Genomic DNA, 25,163 nt, shown 5'->3' with positions numbered 1-25,163 from the left:
CCCGACCCGCTTCTCGAAGAACGGTCCTGTCAGCGACGGCCGGTCTTACGACGCGAGTCCGATCTTCTCGCGGTACGCGCCGTAGTGGCGCTCGAACACGTCCATGATCTCGCCCATCGTCGCGTACGTCTTCACGGCGTCGACGAGCACCGGCATGACGTTCTCGTCGTGCTCGATGGCCTCGTCCAGCTCCGCGAGCGCCGCCTCGACCGCGTCGTCGTCGCGCTCGGCTTTCACCTCGGCGAGCCGGTCGAGCTGGCGCTCCTGTGTCTCCTCGTCGACGTGGAGCAGGTCCGTGTCCGGGTCCTCGTCGACGGCGTACTTGTTGACGCCGACGACGACCTCCTCGCCCTCCTCGACGCGCTCCTGGTACTCGTAGGACGCCTCCTGGATCTCGCGGTGGAAGAAGCCCTGCTCGATGCCGGCCAGCACGCCGTCCCTGACCGAGCCGTCGCCCATCCCCCTGAGTTCCTCCAGGTAGTCCATCGTCCGCTCTGCGACCTGGTCGGTCAGGGACTCGACCATGAACGAGCCGGCGAGCGGGTCGACCGAGTCGGCCGCACCCGACTCCTCGGCGATGATCTGCTGGGTGCGCAGCGCCACGCGGACGGCCTCCTCGCCGGGCAGCGCGAGCGCCTCGTCGAAGGAGTTCGTGTGCAGCGACTGCGTCCCGCCGAGCACGCCCGCGAGCGCCTGGATGGTGACGCGGACGATGTTGTTGAGCGGCTGCTGGGCCGTGAGCGACTGGCCGGCCGTCTGGGTGTGGAACTTTAGCCGCTTTGCCGCCTCGGCCTCCGCGCCGTACCACTCGTCCATGATCCGGGCGTAGACGCGCCGTGCGGCGCGGAACTTGGCGACCTCCTCGAAGATGGAGTTGTGCGAGTTGAAGAAGAAGGAGAGCTGTGGCGCGACCTCGTCGACGTCGAGCCCGCGCTCCCGGGCGTCCTCCACGTACGCGAAGCCGTCCGCGAGGGTGAAGGCGAGCTCCTGGACCGCGGTCGAGCCGGCCTCCCGGATGTGGTAGCCCGACACCGAGATGGGGTAGATGCCCGGCGTCTGGTCGATGGCGAACTCGACGGTGTCGGTGACCAGATCGAGCGACGGCTCGGGCGGGATGACCCACTCCTTCTGGGCGATGAACTCCTTCAGCATGTCGTTCTGGAAGGTGCCCCGCAGTTGCTCGCGGGGGACGCCCTGCTGGTCCGCGAGCGCGACGTACATGGCGAAGATGACGGGCGCGCTCGGGTTGATCGTGAACGAGGTGGAGACGTCGCCGACGTCGATGCCGTCGAAGAGGATCTCCATGTCGCGCAGCGTGTCGACCGCGACGCCCTCCTTGCCGACCTCGCCGTCCGAGAGCGGGTCGTCCGAGTCCTTGCCCATCAGCGAGGGCATGTCGAACGCCGTCGAGAGGCCGGTCTGGCCGTTCTCGATGAGATAGTGGAAGCGTTCGTTCGTCTCCTCGGCGGTGCCAAAGCCCGCGAACTGGCGCATCGTCCACGTCCGCCCGCGGTACATCGTCGGGTACGGGCCGCGGGTGTACGGCTCCTCGCCGGGGAAGCCGATGTCCTCGTCGTAGTCGACGTCGGCGACGTCCTCGGGCGTGTAGAGGTCCTCGATCTCGAGGTTCGAGACGGTGGCGAACCGCTCCTTCCGCTCGCCGTGGGCGTCGAGCGCCGGGTCGCGGGTCTCGGCCTCCCACTCCTCGCGGGCCTCGCGGATCTCGGCGAGGTCCTCCTCGTCGTACATGGGTAGGTGAATTCGCCGTGCGCTCATTAAGGATTCGGGTGTTTCGGGTTCGTCGGGTTCGGGTTTCGGAGGCTTACTCGCCCGTGAGGGAGTCGTCTGATTTCGGTTGGACGGAGTTCCGTCGGGCAGTATCGCGGTGCCGGCCGCCGAATTACCCTCCGCGCCCGGTTCGATAGCTGGTTCGGTTGGTGTGGCGACTGCCTCGAAAGCCCCCGGCTGGGTACGCTCCCGCGGACCGCGCTGCGCTCCTCAGCCGCTCACTACGTTCGCTCCTTCCGGTGCTTGCGGGTCCGGGGTTCGCGTACCCAGCCGGCCCCTTTCAGTCCCACCCACCGTCACCGCACCGCACGGCACAGCCACACGCCTCCCCAGCCGATTCGCTCGGTCGCCTCGCTCCGCTCGCCTCCCTTCACTCATCCCTCGCGCGCATCCGGCGGGCACTGAGGCCCGCCGGCACGCGCCACCGCACTCGGGTAGGCAAGCCACGTGGCGCGCGGTGGCCGCGCTTCATGCGCGGCCAACTCGCGCGAGGGACGAGCACCGCAGGCTCGCGAACGGCGTGAGCGTGCCGAGGAGCGCAGGAGGCTGGGGAGGATGAGGTGCTGGGCGGTGCCGTGCGGTGTGGGTGGGACTGAAAGGGGCCGCGGTTCTCGGGGACGTTCTCGTGAGCGATGCAGGAACGAACGAGAATTCGGAAGTCGAGCGCAGCGAGTCTTCCGTCGGCGCGGACCGTCAAGCACCGTGGTTCGAAAATCGAAGATTTTCGTCAGTACGGGAAACCGGTGGTTTCCCGTCAGCAGTCGGATTCCACCGGAATCCGACGGCATCACGAAAGGCGCAAAGCGCCTTTCGAACGACAGGAGCGCAGCGGCCGCACCGAGTCGAGCGCCGCGGGGGCTTTCGAGGCGGTCGCCACACCAACCGAACCAACTCTCAAGCCGAGAGCCGTGGGGACCTTCAAGACGGTCGTCAACCCAGTGACCCAACGTCCCCGGCAGAACCGAACGAGCAACGACACACAAAAACCCCTGAACCGCGAACCCAGTACCAGAAGTGCAGCCCTACGAACAGAAGCAGCTCCTCGAACGCGTCAACCGCGAGACCGCCACCATCGGCGCGGACATCCCTGACGAGATCGAGATCCAGGGGGAGCAGATCAACCTGCGGGAGTTCGTCTTCGAGATCAAGCGCCGCGACACCGTCCCCGACGGGGAACGTGAGCGCGTCGAGCGGGCCAAGCGAAACCTCCGCCGCGAGCGCATCGAGCGGCTCGAACCCATCGAGGAGAACGAGGTCGACTTCGCCACGGGCGAGGAACTCGTCGCGGGCGTCATCGGCATCGACCGTGCGCTGGAAGCGCTCGAAGGGCTCAGGTCCGGCGACGTCGAGGCGGAGGCCGAACGTCAGGAGGCGATGGACCGGAAGCGCTGGATGCGCTTCCTGAAGAAGGCGCTCGGGCAGGACGAGTCGAGCGGCCGCCGCGGCGGGCGAGGCGGACGATAGAGCGGGCCGCACGTCCCCCCGCCCCGACTCGGCCCGTCGTTCTAAGTCCCGTCCGCGCGGAGACACCACCGATGAGGAACGCAGAGGTCGCCGCGCTGCTGGAGGAGTTCGCGGACCTGCTGGAGGCTCGGGACGTCGCCTACAAGCCGAACGCGTACAGGCGGGCCGCGGACAACGTCCGCGACCACCCGCGGGCGATCGAGGACATGGCCGCCGAGGGCGAGGACGCGGTCGCGGAGATCGACCAGGTCGGCGACGCCATCGCGAGCAAGATCGTCGAGTACGTCGAGACCGGCGAGATCGAGGAACTCGAGGAACTCCGCGCCGACCTCCCGGTCGACATGGTCGCCCTGACGCGGGTCGAGGGCGTCGGCCCGAAGACGGTCGGCACGCTGTACGAGGAACTTGGGATCACGACGCTGGACGAACTCGAAGCGGCCGCCGAGGCGGGTGAGATTCAGCAGGTGAAGGGGTTCGGCCCGAAGACCGAGGAGAACATCCTGGAGAACGTCGCGTTCGCCAGACAGGCGGGCGAGCGCCAGCGGCTCGGCGTCGCCCGGCCGCTCGCGGACGACGCCCTGGCGTACCTGCGCGGCGCCGACGCGGTGGCGGAGGCCGAGGTCGCCGGCTCCATCCGGCGGTGGAAGGACACCATCGGCGACGTGGACGTGCTCGTCGCCAGCGAGGCCGGCCCCGCCGTGGTGGACGCCTTCACCGACTGGTCGGCCGCGGACGACGTCATCGAGGCCGGCGACCAGAAGGCGAGCGTCCGCGCGGACGGCGTCCGGGTCGACCTCCGGGTCGTCGTTCCCGACGAGTACGGCGCCGCCCTCCAGTACTTCACCGGGTCGAAGGCGCACAACGTCCGTGTCCGCAACCTCGCGGTCGACAGGGGGCTGAAGATGAACGAGTACGGCATCTTCGACGTCAGCGAGGCGCGGAGCGCCTCGGAGAGCCGGACGGAGTCCGGCGGAACCGACGACCCCGACCAGCGGGCGGGAGAGCGCCTCGGCGGGGCGACGGAGGCCGAGGTGTACGAACCGCTCGACCTGCCCGTCTTTCCGCCCGAGATCCGGCGGGACACGGGCGAAGTTCAGGCCGCGCTCGACGGCGAGTTGCCCGACCTGCTCGTGGAGGCCGACGTCAGGGGCGACCTGCACACCCATACCGAGTGGTCGGACGGGGCCAACACGATCGAAGAGATGGTCGATGCCGCCGCCGAGCGGGGGTACGACTACCACTGCGTGACCGACCACGCCGAGGGACCCGGCGTGTTCGGCGACGCGGGGCTGTCGGACGAGGACGTGCGCGAGCAGGCCGCCGAGGTCGAGCAGGTCCGCGAAGGGAGCGACATCGCCGTGTTCCACGGCGTCGAGGCGAACGTCGACGCCGACGGCGACGTGACGACGAGCGACGACCTGCTCGCCGAACTCGACCTCGTGATCGCCTCCCCGCACGCGGCGCTCGGCCAGGGCGAGGCGACCGAGCGGCTGGTCCGCGCGGTCGAACACCCGCACGTGGACGTGCTCGGTCACCCGACCGGCCGGCTCATCAACGAGCGCGCCGGGCTGGACGTCGACTTCGAGCGACTCGCCGAGGCGGCGGCGACAGCCGACACCGCCATCGAGGTGAACGCCAACCCGGCGCGGCTCGACGTCAACGGCGACGGCGTCCGCGCCGCGGTCGAGGCGGGCGCGCCGGTCGCGATCAACACGGACGCCCACTCGCCCGCGGAGTTCGAGTACGTCCGCTACGGCGTCCACACCGCCAGACGCGGCTGGGCCGAACCGGCGGACGTCGTGAACGCGCTCGATCCGGAGGGCCTGCGCGAGTTCCTCGACGGCTGACGGTCCGCCCCCGATTCGGACCGCACCCGGGATTACGTGCCTGACGGTCTCGCGGACGAGGAACTCCGGCGCCGTCCCGCCGGCGGGTAGTGCTTCCGGGTGGGAGGCGACCGGGACGAGGCCCGGACCCGGATCGAGGAGCCGTTCTGACGGGGCTGCCCCCGCCTTACCGGGGGTTCCACTCCTCGCAGGCCTCCATGTCGTCCATGAGGTCGTCGTGGAGGCCGCAGTAGGGCTGCATGCCGTTCTCGGTCCGGACGTACTGGAAGTGGCCGCAGGACCCGCAGTACGCGTCGCCGGCGTTCCGCGATCTGCCCGCCGAGTCGCCGCCGGCGGACCCTGCCGTCCCCCCGGCGGTCGGCCCGCTCGGACCGGACGATGGGGAGTCGGGCGCGGTCGTCGCCGCGGTCGGTCCCGACCGGTCGGCGCCGCCGGAACGCGACCCCGACGCCGATCCGCCCTCCTCGCGGAGGTGCTGGACGTTCCTCGCGGAGGCCCCGCCGTCGCTGACGGTCGAGTCGAGTTCGGATTCGCGCCCGCGCTCCTCCGCCCGTCGGCGGTTGGTCTGGGTGTCGACGTCGCCGTCCGGGGTCGAGCCCATGAAGCCGACGCCGCCGAACTGACCCATCGCGCCCTTCGCGCCGTCGACCTCCGAGACCTGGGAGGCCGGGACCTCGATGATCTCGGTCTCGCCCTCGCGCGTCACCTGCAGGCGAACGGTGCCGCCGGGGTCGTTGCGCGACTTGAAGTTGGCGACGCCGACGAACAGACACCAGAACGTCGTGATGGTGCCGACGAAGTACACCGCAGCGGTCGGGAGCGTGAGGTCGACGAGCCCCGCGCCGCAGTTCGAGCCGGACCACTGACACGGGTACGCGTGTGCGAACAGGGCGACGCCCAGCACCGCGACGCCGGCGCCGATGACGGCCGCGGCTCGCGTTCGTCGCCCGGTGGGGAGGACCGTGAAGATGCCGAGAAACACCGCCGGGACGCCGAGGCCGCCGAGCACGCCGCCGTACTGCCGGGCACCGGCGAGGCCGAGCGCGCCGATGGCGACGTCCGTCGACGCGACGACGATGCCACAGATGACGAGAAGCGCGCCGAGGAGGAACAACCCGACCCCGAGATACAGTCGCCGGAGGGTGGCGTACTCCCCCACCTTGCCCTCGTACACCTCCCCCAAACTGGTCATGACCCGGTCTATGAGAGCATCACACAAAACAGTATGTCAGACGCGGCGATGCCCGTCGGAGCCGGAGTCGACCCGTTCACGGCCGGCCGACGGGGTCGGGTGCCCGACCGTGAGGGGTCGCCGACGCCGCCGAGACGCCGCGAACGGAAAGGATTACACGGGCCGCTTTCGAACCGTCGTTCATGGCTGACGACGAATCCGAGGAGCCGGAAGAGCCCGCCGTCGAACTCAGCGAGGGCCCCGCCGTCGAGGGCGCGCCGGTCGCCCGGGTCGCCTCGCGGCTCACCTGGCCCCAGGAGAAGTCCCGCATCGTCGAGAAGGAGGGCGACGCGACCGTCCGGACGCCCGACGGCCCCTGCGAACTGGCCGACGTGCTCGAAGCGGTGGACGTGACGTACTTCGACCGCCGACAGACGTTCGTCTCGGCCGTCGAGGACGCCGTCGGTCGCGGCCCCGTCGAGACCGCCGAGTAACCTTTTCCGGACCCGTCCCGAACCGCGGGTCATGACGCTCCCGTTCGATCCCGAGGCCGTCTCCTCGGGCGACGTCGGCGAGAAACGCGCGAGGCTGGAACTCGACCACGAGGAGGCGATCGAGCACGTCCGCGAGACGTTCGAGCGCCACGGGTTCGGGGTTCCCGTCGAGTTCTCGCCCGCGGAGTTGCTGAACGAGAAGGTGGACGCCGACCGCGACCCGTACTACGTCCTCGGCGCGTGCAACCCGGCGATGGCCGACCGCGCGCTCGACGCGACCGACGGACGGCTCGGCGCGCTGTTCCCCTGCAACGTCGTCATCCGGGAGGAGGAACCCGGCGTGCAGACGGTGTACCACGTGAGCATCATGCGGATCGCGCGGCTGCTCGGGCTGGATGCCGACCGCGAGGCGATCGACGAGATTATCTCGGAGACCGGCGAGATGGTCGACGCGGCCTACGGGGACCTCGACTCCGTCTGATCGTCCGGGTCGCGTCCGTCGGTTCGGTCGCTCCGGTCCGTCGCGTCGGGTCCCGCGTCTCCGGAGCCAGTCGCGCCCGAGTCCCCGTCCCGCTGGTCCCGAAGTTCGCGGAGTTCCGCTTTCGTCTCCGAGAGTTCCCGCTCCAGTTCGTCGACGCGACCGTCCTCGTTCCCGGAGTCGGCGAACAGTTTCACGCCGAGGACGCCGCCGCCCAGCAGCAGGACCAGCGGAATCCCGAACAGCAGCACGAGCACGAGGAGGATGATGAGCAGTTCCGGCCCGCCGGGGACGGCGCCGAACAGTGGGACCATGGCTCCACTCAGCGCGAGCGGCGGGGTAAGTCCTACGCCCCGAAGTCCGCGAGGCTCGACTGTAGTCCCGCGACCATCGTGGACTTCGACCGGAGACGGCCCGGCGACACCGGCAGGTGGTCGGCCACCGACCGGACCGCTGTGGCGAACGTCTCGGCCTCGCCGTGTTCGCCCTCGAACGCGTTGCGGACCGCCTCGCGGATCTGCCAGACGCCGACCGGTCCCCAGTAGTCGTCAGAGACGTGCCGGAGGACGAGCACCTTGGCCTGGCGCCCCTCGGCCGAGAGGTGTTCGAGCACGCCGAGTCGAGCGGCGTAGTAGGCCCCCGCCGTCTCGTCGACGTAGCCGGTCCGACCGTCGCGGTTCTCGTGGGCGCTCGACATCGCAACTCCCGCCACGGGATCCGGGTTCCAGATGCTCCCCGGCGCCTTCATCTCGACGAGTTCGTACTCCCAGTCGCCGGGCGCGAGCACGACCCAGAACGCGTTGCCGAGGTACTCGTTGCGCCACACCTGGATGGAGTCGACGCTCGGGGCGTCTCGGACGGTTCCCCGGAGGTACTTGCTCACGGTGTCGTCGACGGCGGTGATCGACCATCTGGTCGGGACGAGCCGTCGGTTCTCGCCCCGGCCGAGCGCGCCCGCCGAGAGCACCGTGTTGATGTCGTACACGTCCAGCCCGCGGCGGTAGAGGTACGTCATCGCGCCCTCGGCGTTCCAGTCGTCGTCCTCCAGCGTCTTCTCGACCGGCCGCGGCACGTGCGGGTTCTCGGTCAGTTTCGCGGATTCGGCCCGCGCCCGCGGGCCGGTCGGCGTGGCGACGTCGTCCTCGGTGACGTCGAAGTCCAGGTCCGGCCCGTCGTCGAGGCCGATCTCCACGTCGACCGGGCGGTCAGCGATGGCGACCTCGCGCTGGGTGCCGAGGAAGCCGTCCCAGGCGTCGTGGACGTTCGTCACGTCGGCCGCCCGGTTGGAGTTGAGCAGCGAGGTGCGCCGCTCGAACACGTCCGAGATGGAGACGCCCTCGTCGTACCAGCCGGCGTTCGTCTCGAACCGGGCGGCGTCCGCCTCGTGGCCCACCGGCGAGAGGATCCCGGTCGAGACTTTCGGGTAGTTCGAACGACCGACGAAGATGGACGGCGAGACGGAGCCGAACATGGAGTCGCCGCTCGTGGCCTCCTCGAACCGGTGCTGGAACGACTCCATCTGATCGAGGAGTTCGTAGGACTTCTCAGAGGCGAGGCGGCGGCGCTCGGCGCGCTCGTTCACCTCGAACTCCATGAAGTCGTCCAGCTTCATTCGGGCGAGGCTAGCGGCCGAGTCGGCTTCAACGTTCCCGTGGCCGGGTGAAACTGAAACGCGGGTCGTTCGGTTCGTCGGGAGATGGGGCTGACGGGCGACGCGGGCTGCGGGGTCGCGCGGCGGTGCGTCGCGGGTATCCGGGCCGGCTCCCGTCCGACCCGGAGACGACCGCTGGACGCCGCGCGTCGGCGATCAGGTCCGGCGGTGGTGGCCCCGTCACCGTATTTGAAGCTACGCGTCGCGGTGTGGGAGGAAACGCCGGCAGCGGGATCGGCGGAAAACGGCGAGTCGAGGGGGGAGTCGGCGGAGACGTCGGGGATCTAGCTGTGAATGCCCATCGCCTCGATCTGCTCCTGGTAGCGGTTGCGGATGGTGACCTCGGTCACCTGGGCGACGTCGGCGACCTCGCGCTGGGTCTTCTTCTCGTTGCAGAGCAGGGAGGCGGCGTAGATGGCCGCCGCGGCGAAGCCGGTCGGGGACTTGCCCGAGAGCAGTCCCTGCTCGGCGGTCGTCTCGATGATGTCGTTCGCCTTGTTCTGGACCTCCTCGCTGAGTTCGAGTTCGGAGCTGAACCGGGGGACGTACTTCTTCGGGTCGACGGGCTTCATCTCCAGGCCGAGCTCCTGGGAAATGTAGCGATAGGTTCGGCCGATCTCCTTCTGCTCGACGCGCGAGACCTCCGCGACCTCGTCGAGCGAGCGCGGGATGCCCTCCTTTCGGCACGCCGCATAGAGGGTGGACGTGGAGACGCCCTCGATGGAGCGGCCGCGGATGAGGTCCTCCTTCAGCGCGCGCCGGTAGATGACCGACGCGACCTCCCGGACGCTCCGGGGAACGCCGAGTGCCGAGGCCATCCGGTCGATCTCCGAGAGCGCGAACTGCAGGTTGCGCTCGCCCGCGTCCTTCGTGCGGATCCGCTCTTGCCACTTGCGCAGCCGATGCATCTGGGAGCGCTTCTTCGAGGAGATCGACCGCCCGTACGCGTCCTGATCCTTCCAGTCGATCGTCGTCGTCAGCCCCTTGTCGTGCATCGTGTTCGTCGTCGGCGCGCCGACGCGGGACTTCTCCTGCCGCTCGGAGTGGTTGAACGCGCGCCACTCGGGACCGGGGTCGATCCGGTCCTCCTCGAGGATGATGCCGGTCGGCTCGTGCATCAACTCGCCGTCGCCCGTCCGAACCAGATCCTCCTCGTCCACCTCGTCGAGGTCGACGTCGTCGGTCTCCTCGGTCGTCTCCGACTCCCCACTGTCTCGCCACTCTCGTCGCTCGTTTCCCTCGCGCTGGCGGGTGGGCCGTGTCATCGCAGTTTTATATTATCCCTCGCGTGGGACTTGAAAGTTCGCGTGGCAGGTCGACCGAAAGGGGCCGGCGGCGGCCCGATCGAGGGAACCGAGACGGCCGGAGCGGAACGCTTTCGCCGCGCGGGGTCGGATCGGGGAGTATGCCGGTTATCGAGGGTGATCCCGGCGCCGCCAGGGACAGGCTCGCGGCGGCCGGAGTCACCGTCACGGGAGGCAACACGGACCACGAGCGCTGGCGCGCCGAACACGGCGGCGCGACCGCGGTCGCCTACGACGACAAGGTCGTCGTGCAGGGGAGCGACCCGGCGCGGCTGACGACGCTGCTTCAGGACGGCGGCGGCCGCGGCCACGTCTACTTCGACGGCGCCTCGCGCGGGAACCCCGGCCCGGCAGCCGTCGGCTGGGCGATCGTCACGAGCGACGGCGTCGTCGCCGAGGGCTCCGAGCGTATCGACGACACGACGAACAACAAGGCCGAGTACGCCGCGCTCGTCCGGGCGGTGGAGGCCGCACGCGACTACGGCCTGGCCGAACTCGACCTGCGGGGCGATTCCCAACTCGTCGTCAAGCAGGTCCGGGGCGAGTGGCAGGTGAACGAGCCGACGCTGCGCGAGAAGCGGGTTCGGGCTCGCGAACTGCTGGAGGGGTTCGACCGGTGGTCGCTCGAACACGTTCCCCGCGAGATCAACGAGCGCGCGGACGAACTGGCGAACGAGGCGTTCGATGACGGGTGAGCAGAACGGCGGCGACGGGGCGGGGGAGGCTGGTTCGGGGGCGACTTCGGGCAGTGACCCCACTGACGAACTGCCGGAACCGGTCGTCGAGGCCGCGGAGCGACTCACACGGCTGGCCCGCGAGGCGGTCGACGGGGACGAGGCGGCCGCGTACCGCGAGGACCGGCGGGAACGGCTGGCGGAACACGACTACACGGCGCGGGTGCGGGAGGCGGACGACACCCTCGTGTTGCATCCCGAGGAGTGGCTCGACGACGGCGTGGCCCGGGTCGAGCGGATCGAGGACACCTCGCGCGCCGCCGAACGCTCGCTCTCGGGAGCCGACGACCCCGACGACTGGGAGGCGGTCGAGGCGCGCAACGAGGCGCTGGTCGAGCGGGTCCGGGAGGAACACGGCGACGTCCACGCCCGGAACGCCCGCGCGTTCGCCGACTTCATGAGCAACCACTACGCGAAGCGGATCGGGGACGCGACGGCCGCCGAGCGGGCGGAGTTCCTCGACGAGTACTTCCCGCGCAACGCCTGGCCGTCGACAAAACAGCGGGACGCCGTGGAGGCGTCGGTCCGATTCGTGATCGAGGCGGCCGACGACTCCCCCCCGGAGTAGTCGGTCGTCGGCCCGTTTCCTCGGGTCGGCGCGACCGGGCCGACCAGGTCGTCCGGTCCGTTCAGTCGTCGAGGTCGATGCGCTCGCGCACGTCCTCGGCTCGCTCCTCGTCGGTGACGTACTTCGAGAGCACCCAGTCGATGCGGTCGAGGACCGCGAGGCGGCCCTCCTCGGTGAGCGCGTACTGGTTCGTGCGCTTGTCGAGTTCGCTCTTCTCGACGAGGCCCATCTCGACGAGGTCGTCGAGGTTCGGGTAGAGTCGGCCGTGGTTCACCTCGGCGTCGTAGTACGATTCGAGCTCGCGCTTGATCGCCAACCCGTACATCGGCTCCTCGGCGAGGATGACGAGGATGTTCTGTTGAAACGCGGTCAGGTCGCGGGCAACGTCCGCACCGCCGCTCCTGGATTGTGCCTCTGACATGCGATACCGGAAGAGATGTCACCTGTCTATTTAATGCTTGGCAACCGGGATGACGTAATCGGCAGTTAGAAGGCTGGAGACGTAGCTATCTGGCGTTTCCGACGGACCGTTCCCCCGTAGTCGTCGGACCGGGCGTGCGCCTCGCATCAAAAAGGGACAGCCAGGTGAATAAAGCCTCGGCTGTGTTCCCGCCCGAGGCCGGCGGCAGCCGAGTTGCGAGCCCCGTGGAAACTCGTGTCGAAAGGTCTTTGCCCGGTTTCGGGCAATCGTGTGGTGCATGAGCAACCTCTGGGAAGATCTCGAGACGGGCCCGAACGCCCCCGAGGAGATCTACGCCGTCGTGGAGTGTCTGAAGGGCGAACGCAACAAGTACGAGTACGACAAGGACGTCCCGGGCGTCGTGCTCGACCGCGTGCTCCACTCGAACGTCCACTACCCCTCCGACTACGGGTTCATCCCGCAGTCGTACTACGACGACGAGGACCCGTTCGACGTGCTCGTGCTCGTCGAGGACCGGACGTTCCCGGGCTGTGTCATCGAGGCCCGGCCGGTCGCGCTGATGAAGATGGACGACGACGGCGAGCAGGACGACAAGGTCATCGCCGTCCCCTCGGAGGACCCCCGGTACGACCACATCCAGGACCTCGAGGACATCCCCCAACAGCAGCTCGATGAGATTGACGAGTTCTTCTCGACGTACAAGAACCTCGAGGCGGGCAAGGAGGTCGAAACCCTCGGCTGGGAGGACAAGGAGGCCGCCTTCGACGCCATCGAGCACGCCCAGGAGCTCTACGAGGAGCACTTCGGCTGAGTCCGGCCGCGACCCGCCGACCACGATTCTCCGTCGATCCGCGAAACCGGCAGCAGGCGCCACGGCCGATGATTCCTGAACATCGCCGGCGGCCGGCGGATGTGTTATGATTATGGGTAATTATTTGGTCGTGAGGCCGTAGTGTGTAGACGTCAATGGCCGCCAAACGTCCGACCCTCGGCGTGAACCACACGACCGTCGTTCCCACCAACTTCGAGCCCGAGCGTTCCCCGGAGCGGGACGACGAGGTCGAGGCCGACGAGCGCGACGAGGACGAGTAGTTCGCCGTCGGACTCCCGGCTCCCGGGAGGCGAGCGGGTAGGCTCGTGTTTTCGGACGACCGTTCGTAGACCGTCAGTTAACCGGCCGACGCGCACGACGGCGAGCCCCGCTGGGGCGAGGTGCGGTGCGGTCGGGTGGAACAGAACGGGGCCGAGGGGGCTCCCGAGGCGTTCGTCACGAAAGCCGAACGGGCGTGTGAGTCGAACGGTGGGGGCTTTCGCGGCCGGCCGCTGCCGGGCGACGGTTCTTCCGCGTCCGCGAGAACTACTCCCCGAGGACCTCCCGCTTCGCCTCGTCGGCGTACGAATCCGCCAGCCGCGTCGGCTCCGGGAGCTTGTACCCGTCACGGAGCGCGCCGACTAGCTCCACCGTCGTCTCGGCGCTCACGCGGTGGCCGGGACTGACGTACAGCGGGTTCACCACCGGCTTCGAGTCGTACTGGCGCGACTGGTAGGCGTAGCCGATGACCGTCCCGTCCGGCGCGGAGACGCGCTCGGTCGCCGTGATGGGCGTTCGCCAGCCCTGCGGCCTCCCGTCCGGTTCCTCGCCGAGCGCGCCACAGAGCAGGCTCTTGGCGACGCCGACCGCCGGCGCGTCGAGCAGCACGCCGACGTGGGTCGCGATGCCGGCCTCCCGGAAGTGGACGCGACCGCTGCCGTCGAGGACGTAGAGGTCAGGCTCCGCGTCGAGCGTTTCGAGCGCGTCGAGAATCGGCCCGCCCTCGCGGAACGCGAGCAGGCCCGGGACGTACGGGATGTCGAGCGGCGAGACGGCGTACGTGCGCTCGACTACCTCCGCGCCGCGCGTGACGACGATCGCGGAGATCGCCCGGTCGTCGAGGAACGCCTGGTCGACGCCGGCGACGAGCGGCGGGTCGGACCCGCTGGTCGAGTCCGCGTCGTCGCTCGATTCGGTGGCCGGATCCTCGACGAGCGAGCGCTGTCCTTCCGCCCGGACGCTCGCGTTCCCGAGGCGGACTGCGGCGGGGTCGAACGGGAGGTCGTCCCGAAACGTCGCCGCCCCGGCCACCTCGCGCTGGAGCGACTCCATCTCCTCGCGCGAGAGCGCCGGGTCGGGGCGGAACTCCGGCCGGACGACGGTGGGCATTCAGAACCGACCGCGGCCCGGGCCGCCGGGTCCGCCCGGCCCGCCGAACTGGATGGACTCGGGAGCGGTCCGCTCGCCTTTCACCACCGCGCCGTAGGCCAGGCCAATGGCCATGCCGGCGAGGTGCGCCCAGTTGGCGACGTTGCCGTTGCCGAACGTCCCCAGGCCCGCGAAGATGGAGAAGGCGGCAAAGCCGATGGTGAGCACCCACAGCGGCATGGGGATGATGAAGTAGAGGTACACCTTCAGGTTCGGCCGCAACACCGTCAGCAGGCCCATGACCGCCATGATGGCGCCCGACGCGCCGACGACGCCGGGCGAGCGCGGCAGCGCGCCGCCGGTCATGTAGAGGGTCGCGCCGACCTGTGCCAGCCCGGCGAGCGCGCCGGAGACGAGGAACAGCGCCGCGAAGCGCTTCGAGCCAAGCCGTCGCTCCACGACGGGGCCGAAGAAGTACAGCACGATGCTGTTGAACACGATGTGGGTGAAGCCGCCGTGCGCGAAGATGGAGGTGAACCACGCCCAGACGTACTCGGGGTGGGCGAACTGGAGGACGAAGAGGTCCAGTTCAAGCTGCCCCGAGACGAACGCGCCGACGAGCAGCTGTGCGGCGAACGTCACCCACATCAGCCCGAGGAACACGAACGTCATGTTGCCGCGGAAGAACCCGAGCGCGCCGCCCGTCGAGGTCTGTCGCTCGACGTAGGAGCCCACCCGCGAGGTCACGCCGCCGGAGTCGCCGCCCTGCTGGTTCACCGAGTCGTCGAACCCCGAGTCGAAGACGCCGCCGGGGTCGTTCCAGTCGCCGAGTCCGGGACAGTCGTGGTTCTCGGGGAGTCGGTGTTCCGAACAGAACGTCTGCCCGCAGCGGCGACACTGGTACGGCATGCTCTCGTACTCGCCGCACGCGTCGCATCTCGCCATTACCCGCCCTTGCCGGGGGCCGGTAATAGGAGTTGCCTCCGAATCGAAGGTCGTCGGCTCCTCGGGGAGGATGGTGCGAGTTCTGGTCGTTCTCGAACTGCTCCGGGGCGTTCGGATCTGGTGGTAGTTGGTTCGTCGAGTAGCAGTCGCCGAATACTCTCGCACCTCTCGGCCCCGGGCGTGCTGCCTTCGATACTGTCCCGGCCGTCGCTTTCGAGGCGGTCGGCATGATCGCCGAACGGACCCAGAAGCAACAACCGGCGGGACGTTCGAGGCGGTCGTCACGACAACCGACCCAACCATGCACGGAGTTGTCACGGAACCCTTCGAAGCGTGCGTCTCCACGCCAGAACCAGTGTCCGAATATACTGCCACGATAGCTCCGAAGACAGATTAACACCCAGCGAACCATACCCACGACCCGCGAGACGCCGAAAGTTATCACCCCCCGGACGGACGTGAGCACATGGAACGGACGGTCCTCATCACCGGCTGCTCGTCGGGCATCGGGCGGGCGTCGGCGGAGGCGTTTCTCGACGAGGAGTGGACGGTGTACGCGACGGCCCGGAACCCCGCCGACATCGAGACGCTGGGCGAGCGTGAGGGCTGCCGGATCGGGACGCTCGACGTGACCGACGACGGCGACGTCGAGCGCGTCGTCGACCGGGTGCTCGACGAGACGGGGCGAATCGACTGTCTCGTCAACAACGCCGGCTTCGGCCAGCTCGGCGTCGTCGAGGACGTGACGACCGGGGCCGCCCGGGCGCAGTTCGACGTGAACGTGTTCGGCCCGCACCGACTCATCAAAGCCGTGTTGCCGGCGATGCGCCGCCGCGAGAACGGCACCATCGTCAACGTCTCCAGCGTGCTCGGCCGGGTCGCCGTCCCCGGCACCGGGGTCTACGCCGGCTCCAAGTTCGCCCTCGAGGGGCTGACCGACGCGCTCCGGAACGAGGTCGACGAGTACGGCATCGACGTCGCGCTCGTCGAGCCCGGCCCGGTCGACAGCATGTTCGAGGAGCGCGTCGCCGACGAACTCGACGGACTCGACCGCTCCGGCGCGTACGAGTCGCTCTACTCGCTGTACGAGGACTACGACGCCGTCGGCGGGAGCGGCGTCGGCGCGGTGCCGCCCGAACGCGTCGCCGAGGACGTGCTCAACGCCGCCAGCGCGACGAAGCCGGCCGCGCGCTACCCGGTCGGCCCGGTCGCCAGGGCCGGCGAGATCGGGCGCTACCTCCCGACCTGGCTCGTCGACGGGATCTGGTCGCTGGCGCGGAGACTTGGATGACACCCGAGCGGGAGACGAGGACACCGATGACCGACGAACCCCGATGACCGACGGACGCCGAGAATGACCGACGACGAACGGCTGCGCGACCTCCACGACCGTCTCGAATCGACCGCGGAACTCCCGGTCGAGCGCGAGGCGAGCGCGTACCTCGGGGAGGCCGAAGCGGTCGCCCGCGACCTCGTCGAGCGGCCCGCCGACCCCGACGTCGTCCGCGAACGAGCGGGACACGTCCGGGACCTGCTGGCCGAAATCGACGGAACCGGGAACGACGAGGCGGACGAGCACGTCGCCGCCGCGCGGGAACTGGCCGCCGAACTGGCGGACGGTTAGGCCAGACAGGCTGCGACGACCCGGAGCGCGTCCTCCCCCCGAACTTCGTCGGCGAGCAGCGGGACCCGTTTCACGTCGCGTCCGCGGAACAGGTCCGTCGCCCCGGCGAGGGCGTTCTGCTGGACGTCCCAGCGTCGCTGGCAGAACTCGCACGTGTCGAGGTTCGGCGTCACGACCCACTCCGCCTCGATGGCGTCGCCGGCGACGTCGCTCGGGTCCTCCATCACCCGGTTCACCACGAGCGTCCCCACCGGGATCTCGAACTCGTCGAGGCGCTCGACCAGCCGCTCGGACTCGAGGACGCTCATCTCCTCGGGCACCATCACGACCCGGAAGTCGGTCCTCGTCGGGTCCCGTAACACCGACCGCAGGCGCTCGATCCGATCCTTCAGTTCGTCCAGGTCGGGCTCCTCGGGACCGCCCTCGCCCATCCCGAACATCCCCTTCAGGCCGTCCATCATCCCGCCGAACTGCTGGCGGAGCTTCATCAGTCGGCCGACCATCGAATCGAGCAGTTCGGGCAACTGGAGCAGGCGGAGCGTGTGCCCCGTCGGCGCGGTGTCGACGACGACCCGATCGAACTGCGGGTCGTCGAGGTGTTCGAGCAACTGGCGCATCGCGGCAGCCTCGTCGGCGCCCGGCATCGTCCCGCCGAGCATCGCGCCCATCGGCCCGTCCTCCAGCGCCTCGCCCATCCCGCCGAGCCCGCCCAGCGGGTTCTCGCCGGCGGCCGCGTCCGGCCCCGTGCCCGCGCCCCCCGCGCTCCCGTCGGCGGGTCCGTTCTCCCCGTTCGCGCCCGCCGCCGTCCCGGCTTCCCCGCCGAACAGCCCCGCCTCCATCGCCTCGTCGGGGTCGATCTCGGCGGCGTACAGCGGCACGTCCTCGCGGACCCGCGACGGTCGGGCGGGGATGTCGACCCCCAGCGTGTCCGACAGCGAGTGGGCCGGGTCGGTCGAGACGACGAGCGTCGCCGTCCCACCGGCGGCGCTGGCCAGCGCGGTCGCGGCGGCGCAGGTCGTCTTCCCGACGCCGCCCTTCCCGCCGTAAAGCACGTACTCCGGCGCGTCTGCCGCCGCCCCGGGAGCCACGTCGAGCGCTCGGTCGGTGTCCCCCTGCACGACCGGATCCGGCGGCTCGTCCCCGTCGTCGATCTCCTCGACCGCTTCGACGTCGATGTCGTTCATGGCCGGGTCTCGTGCGGGAGTGCTTGTCTATCCGTTGGTCGCTAGGCGGATCCGTCGGCCGCGGGGCGGGGTGGAACACGGGCGGCCGTCGACGCGAACGTTGAAGTACGAAACCGGGACCACCCCGTGCCGGACGCTCCTGGTCCCGGGGCGGGCGGGACCGACAGTCCGGGTAGGCCCTCGCGGGTCCGAGCCGGAAAAAGGACCGACGAGCCGGGCGTGACCGACGAATCGGGACTACGCGAAGTAGTCGGCCAGTCGCGTCGCCGCCTCCTCCACGCGCGGCGTGACCAGCGCGAACCGGAGCCACTCGTCGCGCGCGGAGCCGAAGGTCTCGCCCGGCATCCCCGCGACGCCGGCCTCCTCGACCAGTCGCTCCGCGTTCGCCATCGTTCCGGGGAAGCCGTCGAACCGGGCGAGCACGTAGAACGCGCCGTCGGGTCGGGTGTACTCCGCGCCCGCGGCGTCGAGGGCCTCGGTGAACGTGTCCACCCGCTCGCGGAGCAGCGAGCGGACGTCCTCGTAGTACTCCGGGTCGGTCTCGCGGAGCGCCCGCAACACGGCGACCTGGGGCGGCCGCGAGGTGGCGACGTTGACGAGCATGTGGCGGGTCTTCGCCCCGCCGACCATGTCCCCGGGGAGCACCGCGTAGCCGACGCGGAAGCCGGTGATGGCGAGCGACTTCGAGAAGCCGGCGGTGACGATGGTTCGGTCCGAATCGAGCGTCAGGGCCGACTCGAACTCGCCGGTGAAATCGAAGTGGTCGTACACCTCGTCCGAGACCAGCGTCGCGTCCACCTCCTCCGCGAGCGCCGCGAGTTCCCGCATCGTCGCGCGCGAGTACACCGCGCCGGTCGGGTTGTTCGGCGTGTTGACGAGGATCAGCCCCGTCTCCCCGCTGGCCGCTTCGCGGAAGCGCTCGGGGTCGATGGAGCCGTCGCGTTCGGTCGGCACCAGCGTCATCTCCCCGCCGAGCAGTTCCGTCTTGCCGGGGTAGTACGGGTAGACGGGGTCGGTGAGGAGCACCTCCGAGCCGGCCCCCCGATCCAGCGCCGCCGCCATCGCCAGGTAGTTCGCCTCGCCCGTGCCGTTCGTGACGACGACCCGGTCGGGCGAGACGTTCCGCCGCGCGGCGATCTCCTCGCGGAGCTCCAGCAGCCCCTCGCTCGGCGGGTACTGGAACTCGTCGGGCTCCACGTCTGCGTACTCGCGGAGACCGTCCCGCAACGCGGCCGGCGGCTCCCAGTCGGGGTTGCCCGACACCATGTCCACCACGTCGCGCTCGGCCCGCCTGGCGTACTGCATCAGGTGGAAGAACTGCGGCCGCTCGTAGTTCACACCCCGCGCTCGGCCCGCTGCCCCCTTTACTCCCGCGGTCGCGGCAGCGACGGGATCGGCGAGAGCGCCGCCGCCAGCCCGGAGCCCCCGAGCGCGAGAACCCTTCCATACCGTCCGTCGGCTATTTGGCTCGACCCGACGAAGCCCAATCATGCGCGAGTTCGCGGACGACCCGCCCGTGGAGGAGCGCGTCGGCGGCGTGCTCCGGGAGGCGGGCGCGACCGTCGCCGCCGCCGAATCCTGTACCGGGGGGCTGATCGGGTCGCTGTTGACCGACGTCCCGGGTTCGAGCGACTACTTCGACCGCTCGGTCGTGACCTACTCCTACGACGCGAAACTGACCGAACTGGCGGTCCAGCGGGAACACCTCGACGGCGCGGGTGCGGTCTCCGAGGCCGTCGCCCTGGCGATGGCGCGGGGCGTCCGTGATACGGCCGGGACCGACTGGGGGCTCTCGACGACCGGCATCGCCGGCCCGGACGGCGGAACGGCGGCAAAGCCGGTCGGGACGGTGTTCGTCGGCGTCGCCCGGCGCGGCGACTGGGGGACCGGCGAGAGCGGCGCGACCGTCTCTCGCTACGAGTTCGACGGGAGCAGGACGGCGATCAAGGAGCAGATCGCACGGCGGGCGCTCGCGGACCTGCTCGATGCGGTCGAATCGGTCTGACCGAACGAACCGCCGACGCCCGGGTCAGTACACCTCAACGTCGGAGGGTGACGTCTCGGGTCAGTACACCTCAACGTCGGAGGGTGACGTCTCGGGTCAGTACACCTCAACGTCGGAGGGTGACGTCTCGGGTCAGTACACCGCCACGTCGTCGAACCGGCCGCTGTAGGCGATGTGTCTGGGGTTCGTCGGCTCCATTCCCGAGAGGAAGAGGCGATCCAGTTTCCCGTAGCTGTTCTCGAAGCCGAGGTGGGCGAACTCCACCAGGCGGCGCGCGGTCGTCGCCGGGTCGGTCTGTTTCACGACCGTCCGGTCGACGCGGTCGCGGAGCGCATCGACGAGTCCGTCCTCGCCGCGAACGTCGCGCTCGAACTCCGTCCACGCCGCGCCGATGGTGCCCCGGAGGTGGGCGTACGAGGAGCCGAACCCGGGGGTGTCGAACAGCTCCGAGATCCGCCGGCCGCGGGAGTTCTGCGGGTCGAACAGCTTCGCGTTGTACGTCTCGACGGCGTGAATCCGGTCGCGGTAGGCGCTCACCTCGGCGCGGGTGAGGCTCACGTTCAGGAACTCGGGGTGGGGGACGAGGATCGCCGCGTCCTGTCGCTCGAACTCGGCGAGGGCCGCCTCGTAGGTGATGAAGTCTGGAATCGGGTCGGAGAGCCCGATGCCGAGGAGGTGGCGACGGTTCCGCCAGTCGCCGGTGAACACCTCGCGGGCCGGGACGACCGTCACCTCGTCGGTGGAGTAGCGCTCGGCGCGGGCACGGATCCGGGGAAGTCGCGTGAAGTGTGGCGCGTACACCAGCACGTCGACCCCCGCCTCGCGGGCGCGCTCGACGACGCGCTCGTCGAGCACTTTCACGTGGAGATCGACCCTGGTCGCTGCGTCGCTCACACGCGGTGAAACATCGTCACCCCCGTTAGTGGTTCCGTTTTCGGCGATCCGGGAAACGCTTTTGCGCTCCCCGGGCGTCGGGGCTCGTATGCCGAGGTGGGCCTGCGCGATCGATGGCTGTGGGGACTCGTTCGACGCCGTCGAGGACGCGATCATCCACCAGACCGAACGCCACGAGCGCCACGAGTGCAAGGTCTGTGGAACGGTCGTGCCGGACGGCTACTTCGCCATCCGACACGCGTTCGACGAACACACCCGCGCCGAGTTCGTCCGCTCGTACGACGCCGACTCGGACGCGGTCCGGAAGCGCGAGCGGGTGAAAGAGGAGATCGAGGACGAGGTCGACATCGAGTCGGTCGTCAACCGCATCGACACGGCGGTGTAGCGCCGGAAAATCGGTGTCGGGTCCGTCCGGAGGCTCTACCGCTCGTCCGAGTCGAGCACGCGGATCTGGTCGCCACGCACCGTCACCGGAATGGGGACGGTCGCCTCGTACAGTTCGACGGTCACCTGGTCCTTGCCCTCGTCGATGCGCTGGACCTGCGCCTTCTCGCCCTTGAACGGCCCCGCGATGAGTTCGACGATGTCGCCCTCCGCGATGCCCTCGACGTCCGGCGTCGGCGAGAGGAAGTGCTCGACCTCGGACATCGACGAGCGGCCCGCCTCGCCGTCGGGGCCCTCGACGAGCCCGCGGGCGTGGGGGACCTCCTCCAGCACGCGCCGGATGATCGAGTCGTCGTCGGCCTCGACGAGCACGTAGCTCGTGAGCTGATCGGGCGCGAGCACGGCGTGGATCTCCGGCATCTCCTTGCTGGCGATCATGTCCGCGACGGTGCGCTCCTGGCTCGCCGTCGTCTTCACCGAGTAGATCGGCAACTCAGACACCTCCCGGGAGGAAGGACATGACCGCGAAGATGACGAACCCGAGGAACCCGACGAGGAAGATGCCCGCGCCGGCGATCTTTGCGACCTGGGAGAACTCCCCCCATGCCGGCGTGCTCGCCAGCTTGAGCACCCGCACGTAGCTGGTCAGGTCGTACTTGACGTCCATCGTTGGCGGGGATACTGCGCCGTGGCTTCTATATCTGTTGCAATCCTCCTCGGCGTGGGTCGTTCGGGGGTGTTAGAACTCGTTGCGTCCTGATACTGAGCACGGGAGTCGCTACGCGGAGTGTCAGTGTGGACAAGCAGACCACTACTGCTTGACCTAGGAGGGCCTCTCCCTCCCCAACCGCTTGCGCTTCTCGCTCGCAGGCTCGCTGCGATGCTCACCCCTCGCGCGCGTCGACTCACCCCACAAGGGGGTTCGCGTCACGCGCGCCCACCGCCAGGACGCGCCGACCGCACCCCTGCTGCCGACGCACTCGCCAGCCATCCGGGTGAACGCTCCGGTGGACTACCCACCGCGGCACGAGCGGTAGTCAGGCCTGCGACGTTCGGCCGACCAACCGACGGGTGGGACTGAAAGGGGCCGCGGGGGCTTTCGCGGTCGTCACAGGCATCCAAGTCTACCAGTGGCAGTCCACCCGCCGCTGTGGGGGAACCAGCACGGAAGAAAATGGGACAGAAAGCGCGAACGACTATTCGACGTAGTCGATGTCCTCGAGCTTCCGTTCCGCCTTCGCCTGCGCCGCGTCGTTGCGCCCGTAGATCTGGGGCGACTCGACGCCCGTGACGACGATCATCGTCCGCATCGTGCCGTCGAGTTCCTCGTCGATGGACGTCCCCCAGATGATGCGCGCGTCGGGATCGATCCGGTCGTAGATCTCCTCGACGACGCCCTCCGCCTCCTCGATGCTCATGTCCGAGCCGCCGGTGACGTTGACGAGCGCGGAGTTCGCGCCGGAGATGTCGACGTCGAGCAGGGGGGACCGGAGGGCCGACTGGACGGACTCCTGGGCCTTCGTGTCCGAGTCGGACTCGCCGAGGCCGATCATGGCGACGCCGCCCTTCTCCATCACGGTGCGGACGTCGGCGAAGTCGAGATTGACGAGGCCGGGCTTGGTGATGAGCTCCGTGATGCCCTTCACCGAGCGCATCAGCACCTCGTCGGAGATCTTGAACGCCTGCCGGACGGGGAGCTTCCCGACCGCGTCGAGGAGCCGGTCGTTCGGGACGACGATGACCGTGTCCGCGACGTCGCGGAGTCGTTCGAGCCCCGCCTCGGCGTTCGTCCGCCGGACCTCACCCTCCGCGGTGAACGGCGTCGTGACGATGGCGATGGTGAGCGCGCCGATCTCGCGGGCCGCCTTGGCGACGACGGGTGCCGAGCCGGTGCCGGTGCCGCCGCCGAGGCCGGCCGTGACGAACACCATGTCCGAGCCGGAGATGGAGTCGCGGATCTCCTCCTGGGACTCGATGGCCGCCTCCTCGCCGACCTGGGGGAGCGAGCCGGCGCCGCGACCCTTCGTCTTGTCCTGGCCGATGAGGATCTTCGTGTCCGCCTCGATGTTCACGAGGTGCTGGACGTCGGTGTTTGCCGCGACGAGCTTCGCGCCGTGGATGCCCTCCTCGGCCATCCGGTTGACGGTGTTGCCGCCCGCGCCGCCACAGCCGACGACGGTGATGTTCGTCTGGAGGTCCTGGAGGACGTCCTCCAGCTGTTCGTCGGTCATCTTCCCCGAGGTGGGGGTACTTTCGGCGGAGTCGGAGACACCCGAGGCGGCCCCGTCCGTCGACGCCGGCGCGTCGGCTTCGACGGACTGCCCCTCCCCTTCGGCCTCGTCGATCGCGTCCTCGACGATGGAGTCCATAGGTTATGACGGCCGTAACCCATGGAGCGTTATTATCCTTCCCCTCTCGTCATACACGCGTCAGACGTTTTAGAGGCCGTTCGGGCCGATTCGCGCCGGCGGGCGGTTCGGCGGCCACGGAGTGTCCGCACGGTGGTCCCGGTCAGACCGGGAACCGCTCCTCGCGCTCGCGGGTCACGTCGCCGGGCCCGACCGTCTCGCCGTCCACCTCGACGGCCGATCCACCGGCGAGGCGGCCGAACTTCGGTCCCTCGGGCACGCCCAGTTCGGCGGCGGCGGCGGGGTCGAACGCGGCGACCCGCGCCACGACCGCGCCGTCCGTCCGGGTAACCTCGTCGTACTTCTCTCCCAGCACGGACGCGAGGTCCCCGATCAGCCCGTCCCGGGCGGCCGTGGCGTCCCCGGTCGCCGGGGAGGGGAACGCCGCGCTCCCCGCCGCCCGCGTGCCGTTCTCGTTCGTCTCGAAGGCGACCGTCCGCTCGGTCACGGCGGCCCGGGTCGCCCCGGCGTCGACGCCCTGCGCTTCGGCGAGCAGGTCGGCCGGGAACTCCCGCACCTCGTACTCGGTCGCCCGCGACGCGCCGAACCGGAGCCCCTCGTCGACGGAACGGAGGTCGGCTTCGAGGGACGCGACGAGGTCGAGCGGCCGGTCCCCGACCTCGCGCACCCACGTCTCGCTGACCACGCGGACGTCCGGTCCGTCGCTCGATTCGGCGAGGGCCGCCAGCGCGCGTTCCAGTGCGGGGTGCTCCCCGTCGAGCATCGTGAACCGCGCGCCGCTCGCGGCGAACGCGTCGGCGAGCACGTCCCGACGTTCCTGGGGGGGGCCGAGTTCGTCGAGTTGCCAGTCGGAGGCGACGTGGCCAACACCCCACTCCGTGCCCTCGACGACGCGAGTGAACCGCGGCGCGTAGTGCCCGCCGCCGAACCCGACCAGGTGCCGGGGGTCGTCGGGGTCGCCGACCGACTCGGTCGCGTCGCGCTCGGGGAGGTCGAGCACCGCCCGCGCGACCGCAGCCGCGCCGTCGGGGTCGTCCCACTCGGCCTCGTCGCTCCCGAGTTCCGCGAACAGCGACGGGACGGACACGTCGGTCGGCCCGTGATGGGTACATTCGATGGCGACGTCGTACCCGCCGGGCGCGTGCTCGTGGAACCCCTCGACGAGCGCGCGCTGGACGCCCGGACAGGCCGGGGCGAACGAGCCGTCCGCGCCGCCGTACTCGGCCGCGCCGAAGTTGCCCGTGAAGTGGCAGGTGAGCAGCGGCCCGGTGTCGCCCGAGTGTCGCGAGACGAAGACGAGGAACTCGGGGCGCTCGGAGAAGGCGGGAACCGGATCGTCGAGGTAAATGTGGAGGTCGTCGAACGCGCGGCGTTCGATGCCGGTCCCGGCGACGGTCGTCCGGTGGTAGGTGCCGCCGCCGTTCGCGTCGGGGCGGGCGTCGTCCTCGTGTTCGGTCCAGTCGGCGAGCGCGAGCAGGCGCTCCCCGACGTGTTCGGAGGCGCGGTCGGCCCGGGAGACGACGACGGCGATCACTGTCGGGTAGTTGGAGTGGGCGTGGAAAACGAGGTCGGTTTCGGCGAAGGCTGCTCCGTGGTGGTGTCGACGTTCCGCTCTGCGTCTCGTGGGGTGAACCGTCCGGATGGCGCGCGGCGTTCACG

At 69.7% G+C, this 25,163-nt stretch carries 27 protein-coding genes; 12 read left to right on the top strand and 15 right to left on the bottom strand.

The window, feature by feature from the left end; all coding sequences use genetic code 11:
- Positions 1–45 precede the first annotated feature (45 nt).
- Positions 46–1,749 (bottom strand): acyl-CoA mutase large subunit family protein, encoded by a 1,704-nt coding sequence (locus RJT50_RS16470; RefSeq protein WP_313692765.1) that lies wholly within the window; start codon positions 1,747–1,749, stop codon positions 46–48.
- 1,053 nt (positions 1,750–2,802) lie between these two features.
- Here RJT50_RS16470 and RJT50_RS16465 point away from each other — a divergent pair.
- Both RJT50_RS16465 and polX read left to right on the top strand, forming a co-directional pair.
- On the top strand, positions 2,803–3,252 hold the full coding sequence (locus RJT50_RS16465; RefSeq protein WP_313692764.1) for a DUF5788 family protein: 450 nt from the start codon (positions 2,803–2,805) through the stop codon (positions 3,250–3,252).
- Between the two features lie 71 nt (positions 3,253–3,323).
- Entirely contained in the window at positions 3,324–5,099 is a 1,776-nt protein-coding gene (gene polX, locus RJT50_RS16460) for a DNA polymerase/3'-5' exonuclease PolX (protein ID WP_313692763.1), read from the top strand.
- Between the two features lie 166 nt (positions 5,100–5,265).
- On the opposite strand, the gene RJT50_RS16455 is transcribed toward polX, so the two are convergent.
- Positions 5,266–6,291 carry a cell division protein CdpA domain-containing protein gene (locus RJT50_RS16455; protein WP_313692761.1) on the bottom strand — a complete coding sequence of 342 codons (1,026 nt, stop codon included), beginning with the start codon at positions 6,289–6,291 and terminating at the stop codon, positions 5,266–5,268.
- Positions 6,292–6,473: 182 nt separating this feature from the next.
- Here RJT50_RS16455 and RJT50_RS16450 point away from each other — a divergent pair, with 182 nt between their 5' ends.
- On the top strand, positions 6,474–6,764 hold the full coding sequence (locus RJT50_RS16450) for a DUF5789 family protein (RefSeq protein ID WP_313692760.1): 291 nt from the start codon (positions 6,474–6,476) through the stop codon (positions 6,762–6,764).
- A gap of 31 nt (positions 6,765–6,795) precedes the next feature.
- Entirely contained in the window at positions 6,796–7,245 is a 450-nt protein-coding gene (locus RJT50_RS16445; RefSeq protein ID WP_313692758.1) for a DUF302 domain-containing protein, read from the top strand.
- Here the strand turns inward: RJT50_RS16445 and RJT50_RS16440 are convergent.
- From RJT50_RS16440 to RJT50_RS16430, 3 genes are all read right to left on the bottom strand, one after another.
- On the bottom strand, positions 7,221–7,556 hold the full coding sequence (locus RJT50_RS16440; RefSeq protein ID WP_313692757.1) for a hypothetical protein: 336 nt from the start codon (positions 7,554–7,556) through the stop codon (positions 7,221–7,223). The genes RJT50_RS16445 and RJT50_RS16440 overlap by 25 nt on opposite strands.
- Before the next feature lie 32 nt (positions 7,557–7,588).
- Complete coding sequence (nreA, locus tag RJT50_RS16435; protein WP_313692756.1) at positions 7,589–8,854, bottom strand: DNA repair protein NreA; 1,266 nt, start codon at positions 8,852–8,854, stop codon at positions 7,589–7,591.
- A gap of 323 nt (positions 8,855–9,177) precedes the next feature.
- On the bottom strand, positions 9,178–10,158 hold the full coding sequence (locus tag RJT50_RS16430) for a transcription initiation factor IIB (RefSeq protein WP_313692753.1): 981 nt from the start codon (positions 10,156–10,158) through the stop codon (positions 9,178–9,180).
- A gap of 140 nt (positions 10,159–10,298) precedes the next feature.
- Here RJT50_RS16430 and rnhA point away from each other — a divergent pair, with 140 nt between their 5' ends.
- Both rnhA and RJT50_RS16420 read left to right on the top strand, forming a co-directional pair.
- A complete protein-coding gene (gene rnhA, locus RJT50_RS16425; protein WP_313692752.1) occupies positions 10,299–10,892 on the top strand; it encodes a ribonuclease HI in 594 nt (197 codons plus the stop codon).
- Positions 10,882–11,499 (top strand): DUF7108 family protein, encoded by a 618-nt coding sequence (locus RJT50_RS16420; RefSeq protein WP_313692751.1) that lies wholly within the window; start codon positions 10,882–10,884, stop codon positions 11,497–11,499. Before rnhA ends, RJT50_RS16420 begins: the two co-directional genes overlap by 11 nt.
- Positions 11,500–11,560: 61 nt before the next feature.
- Here RJT50_RS16420 and RJT50_RS16415 read toward each other — a convergent pair whose 3' ends face one another.
- Positions 11,561–11,920 (bottom strand): PadR family transcriptional regulator, encoded by a 360-nt coding sequence (locus RJT50_RS16415; protein WP_313692750.1) that lies wholly within the window; start codon positions 11,918–11,920, stop codon positions 11,561–11,563.
- A gap of 277 nt (positions 11,921–12,197) precedes the next feature.
- Here RJT50_RS16415 and RJT50_RS16410 point away from each other — a divergent pair, with 277 nt between their 5' ends.
- Both RJT50_RS16410 and RJT50_RS16405 read left to right on the top strand, forming a co-directional pair.
- Positions 12,198–12,731, top strand: a complete 534-nt coding sequence (locus RJT50_RS16410) for an inorganic diphosphatase (protein ID WP_313692749.1) — start codon at positions 12,198–12,200, stop codon at positions 12,729–12,731.
- A gap of 155 nt (positions 12,732–12,886) precedes the next feature.
- Positions 12,887–13,012: a hypothetical protein gene (locus RJT50_RS16405; protein ID WP_313692747.1), complete on the top strand. Its 126-nt coding sequence runs from the start codon at positions 12,887–12,889 to the stop codon at positions 13,010–13,012.
- Between the two features lie 265 nt (positions 13,013–13,277).
- On the opposite strand, the gene RJT50_RS16400 is transcribed toward RJT50_RS16405, so the two are convergent.
- Both RJT50_RS16400 and RJT50_RS16395 read right to left on the bottom strand, forming a co-directional pair.
- Positions 13,278–14,120 carry an endonuclease V gene (locus RJT50_RS16400; RefSeq protein ID WP_313692745.1) on the bottom strand — a complete coding sequence of 281 codons (843 nt, stop codon included), beginning with the start codon at positions 14,118–14,120 and terminating at the stop codon, positions 13,278–13,280.
- Positions 14,121–15,044: a rhomboid family intramembrane serine protease gene (locus RJT50_RS16395; protein WP_313692743.1), complete on the bottom strand. Its 924-nt coding sequence runs from the start codon at positions 15,042–15,044 to the stop codon at positions 14,121–14,123.
- A gap of 466 nt (positions 15,045–15,510) precedes the next feature.
- On the opposite strand from RJT50_RS16395, the gene RJT50_RS16390 reads away from it, so the two are divergent.
- A complete protein-coding gene (locus RJT50_RS16390; protein ID WP_313692741.1) occupies positions 15,511–16,335 on the top strand; it encodes an SDR family oxidoreductase in 825 nt (274 codons plus the stop codon).
- A 63-nt stretch (positions 16,336–16,398) separates the two neighbouring features.
- A complete protein-coding gene (locus RJT50_RS16385) occupies positions 16,399–16,668 on the top strand; it encodes a DUF8152 family protein (protein WP_313692738.1) in 270 nt (89 codons plus the stop codon).
- On the opposite strand, the gene RJT50_RS16380 is transcribed toward RJT50_RS16385, so the two are convergent.
- Positions 16,665–17,852, bottom strand: a complete 1,188-nt coding sequence (locus RJT50_RS16380; RefSeq protein WP_313692737.1) for an ArsA family ATPase — start codon at positions 17,850–17,852, stop codon at positions 16,665–16,667. The genes RJT50_RS16385 and RJT50_RS16380 overlap by 4 nt on opposite strands.
- Positions 17,853–18,089: 237 nt before the next feature.
- Positions 18,090–19,190 carry a pyridoxal phosphate-dependent aminotransferase gene (locus RJT50_RS16375; RefSeq protein WP_313692736.1) on the bottom strand — a complete coding sequence of 367 codons (1,101 nt, stop codon included), beginning with the start codon at positions 19,188–19,190 and terminating at the stop codon, positions 18,090–18,092.
- Between the two features lie 151 nt (positions 19,191–19,341).
- Here RJT50_RS16375 and RJT50_RS16370 point away from each other — a divergent pair, with 151 nt between their 5' ends.
- The gene (locus tag RJT50_RS16370; RefSeq protein ID WP_313692735.1) at positions 19,342–19,857 is read left to right on the top strand and encodes a CinA family protein; all 516 of its coding nucleotides are present in this window, start codon (positions 19,342–19,344) and stop codon (positions 19,855–19,857) included.
- Between the two features lie 132 nt (positions 19,858–19,989).
- Here the strand turns inward: RJT50_RS16370 and RJT50_RS16365 are convergent, their stop codons facing one another.
- Complete coding sequence (locus RJT50_RS16365) at positions 19,990–20,751, bottom strand: PHP-associated domain-containing protein (protein WP_313692732.1); 762 nt, start codon at positions 20,749–20,751, stop codon at positions 19,990–19,992.
- An 88-nt stretch (positions 20,752–20,839) separates the two neighbouring features.
- On the opposite strand from RJT50_RS16365, the gene RJT50_RS16360 reads away from it, so the two are divergent.
- Positions 20,840–21,136 carry a DUF7565 family protein gene (locus tag RJT50_RS16360; RefSeq protein WP_313692730.1) on the top strand — a complete coding sequence of 99 codons (297 nt, stop codon included), beginning with the start codon at positions 20,840–20,842 and terminating at the stop codon, positions 21,134–21,136.
- 35 nt (positions 21,137–21,171) lie between these two features.
- Here RJT50_RS16360 and RJT50_RS16355 read toward each other — a convergent pair whose 3' ends face one another.
- From RJT50_RS16355 to RJT50_RS16340, 4 genes are all read right to left on the bottom strand, one after another.
- Positions 21,172–21,627: a transcription elongation factor Spt5 gene (locus RJT50_RS16355; RefSeq protein ID WP_313696056.1), complete on the bottom strand. Its 456-nt coding sequence runs from the start codon at positions 21,625–21,627 to the stop codon at positions 21,172–21,174.
- A 1-nt stretch (position 21,628) separates the two neighbouring features.
- A complete protein-coding gene (locus RJT50_RS16350; RefSeq protein WP_313692729.1) occupies positions 21,629–21,802 on the bottom strand; it encodes a protein translocase SEC61 complex subunit gamma in 174 nt (57 codons plus the stop codon).
- A 529-nt stretch (positions 21,803–22,331) separates the two neighbouring features.
- Positions 22,332–23,504, bottom strand: a complete 1,173-nt coding sequence (gene ftsZ, locus RJT50_RS16345) for a cell division protein FtsZ (protein WP_313692728.1) — start codon at positions 23,502–23,504, stop codon at positions 22,332–22,334.
- Positions 23,505–23,646: 142 nt separating this feature from the next.
- Entirely contained in the window at positions 23,647–25,038 is a 1,392-nt protein-coding gene (locus RJT50_RS16340) for a D-aminoacyl-tRNA deacylase (RefSeq protein WP_313692726.1), read from the bottom strand.
- Positions 25,039–25,163 lie beyond the last annotated feature (125 nt).

The organism is Halobaculum sp. XH14, from assembly GCF_032116555.1.
Lineage (GTDB): Archaea > Halobacteriota > Halobacteria > Halobacteriales > Haloferacaceae > Halorarum > Halorarum halobium.
Note: the sequence above shows the minus strand (reverse complement) of the source record. Positions and strands in the feature narration are given on the sequence as shown.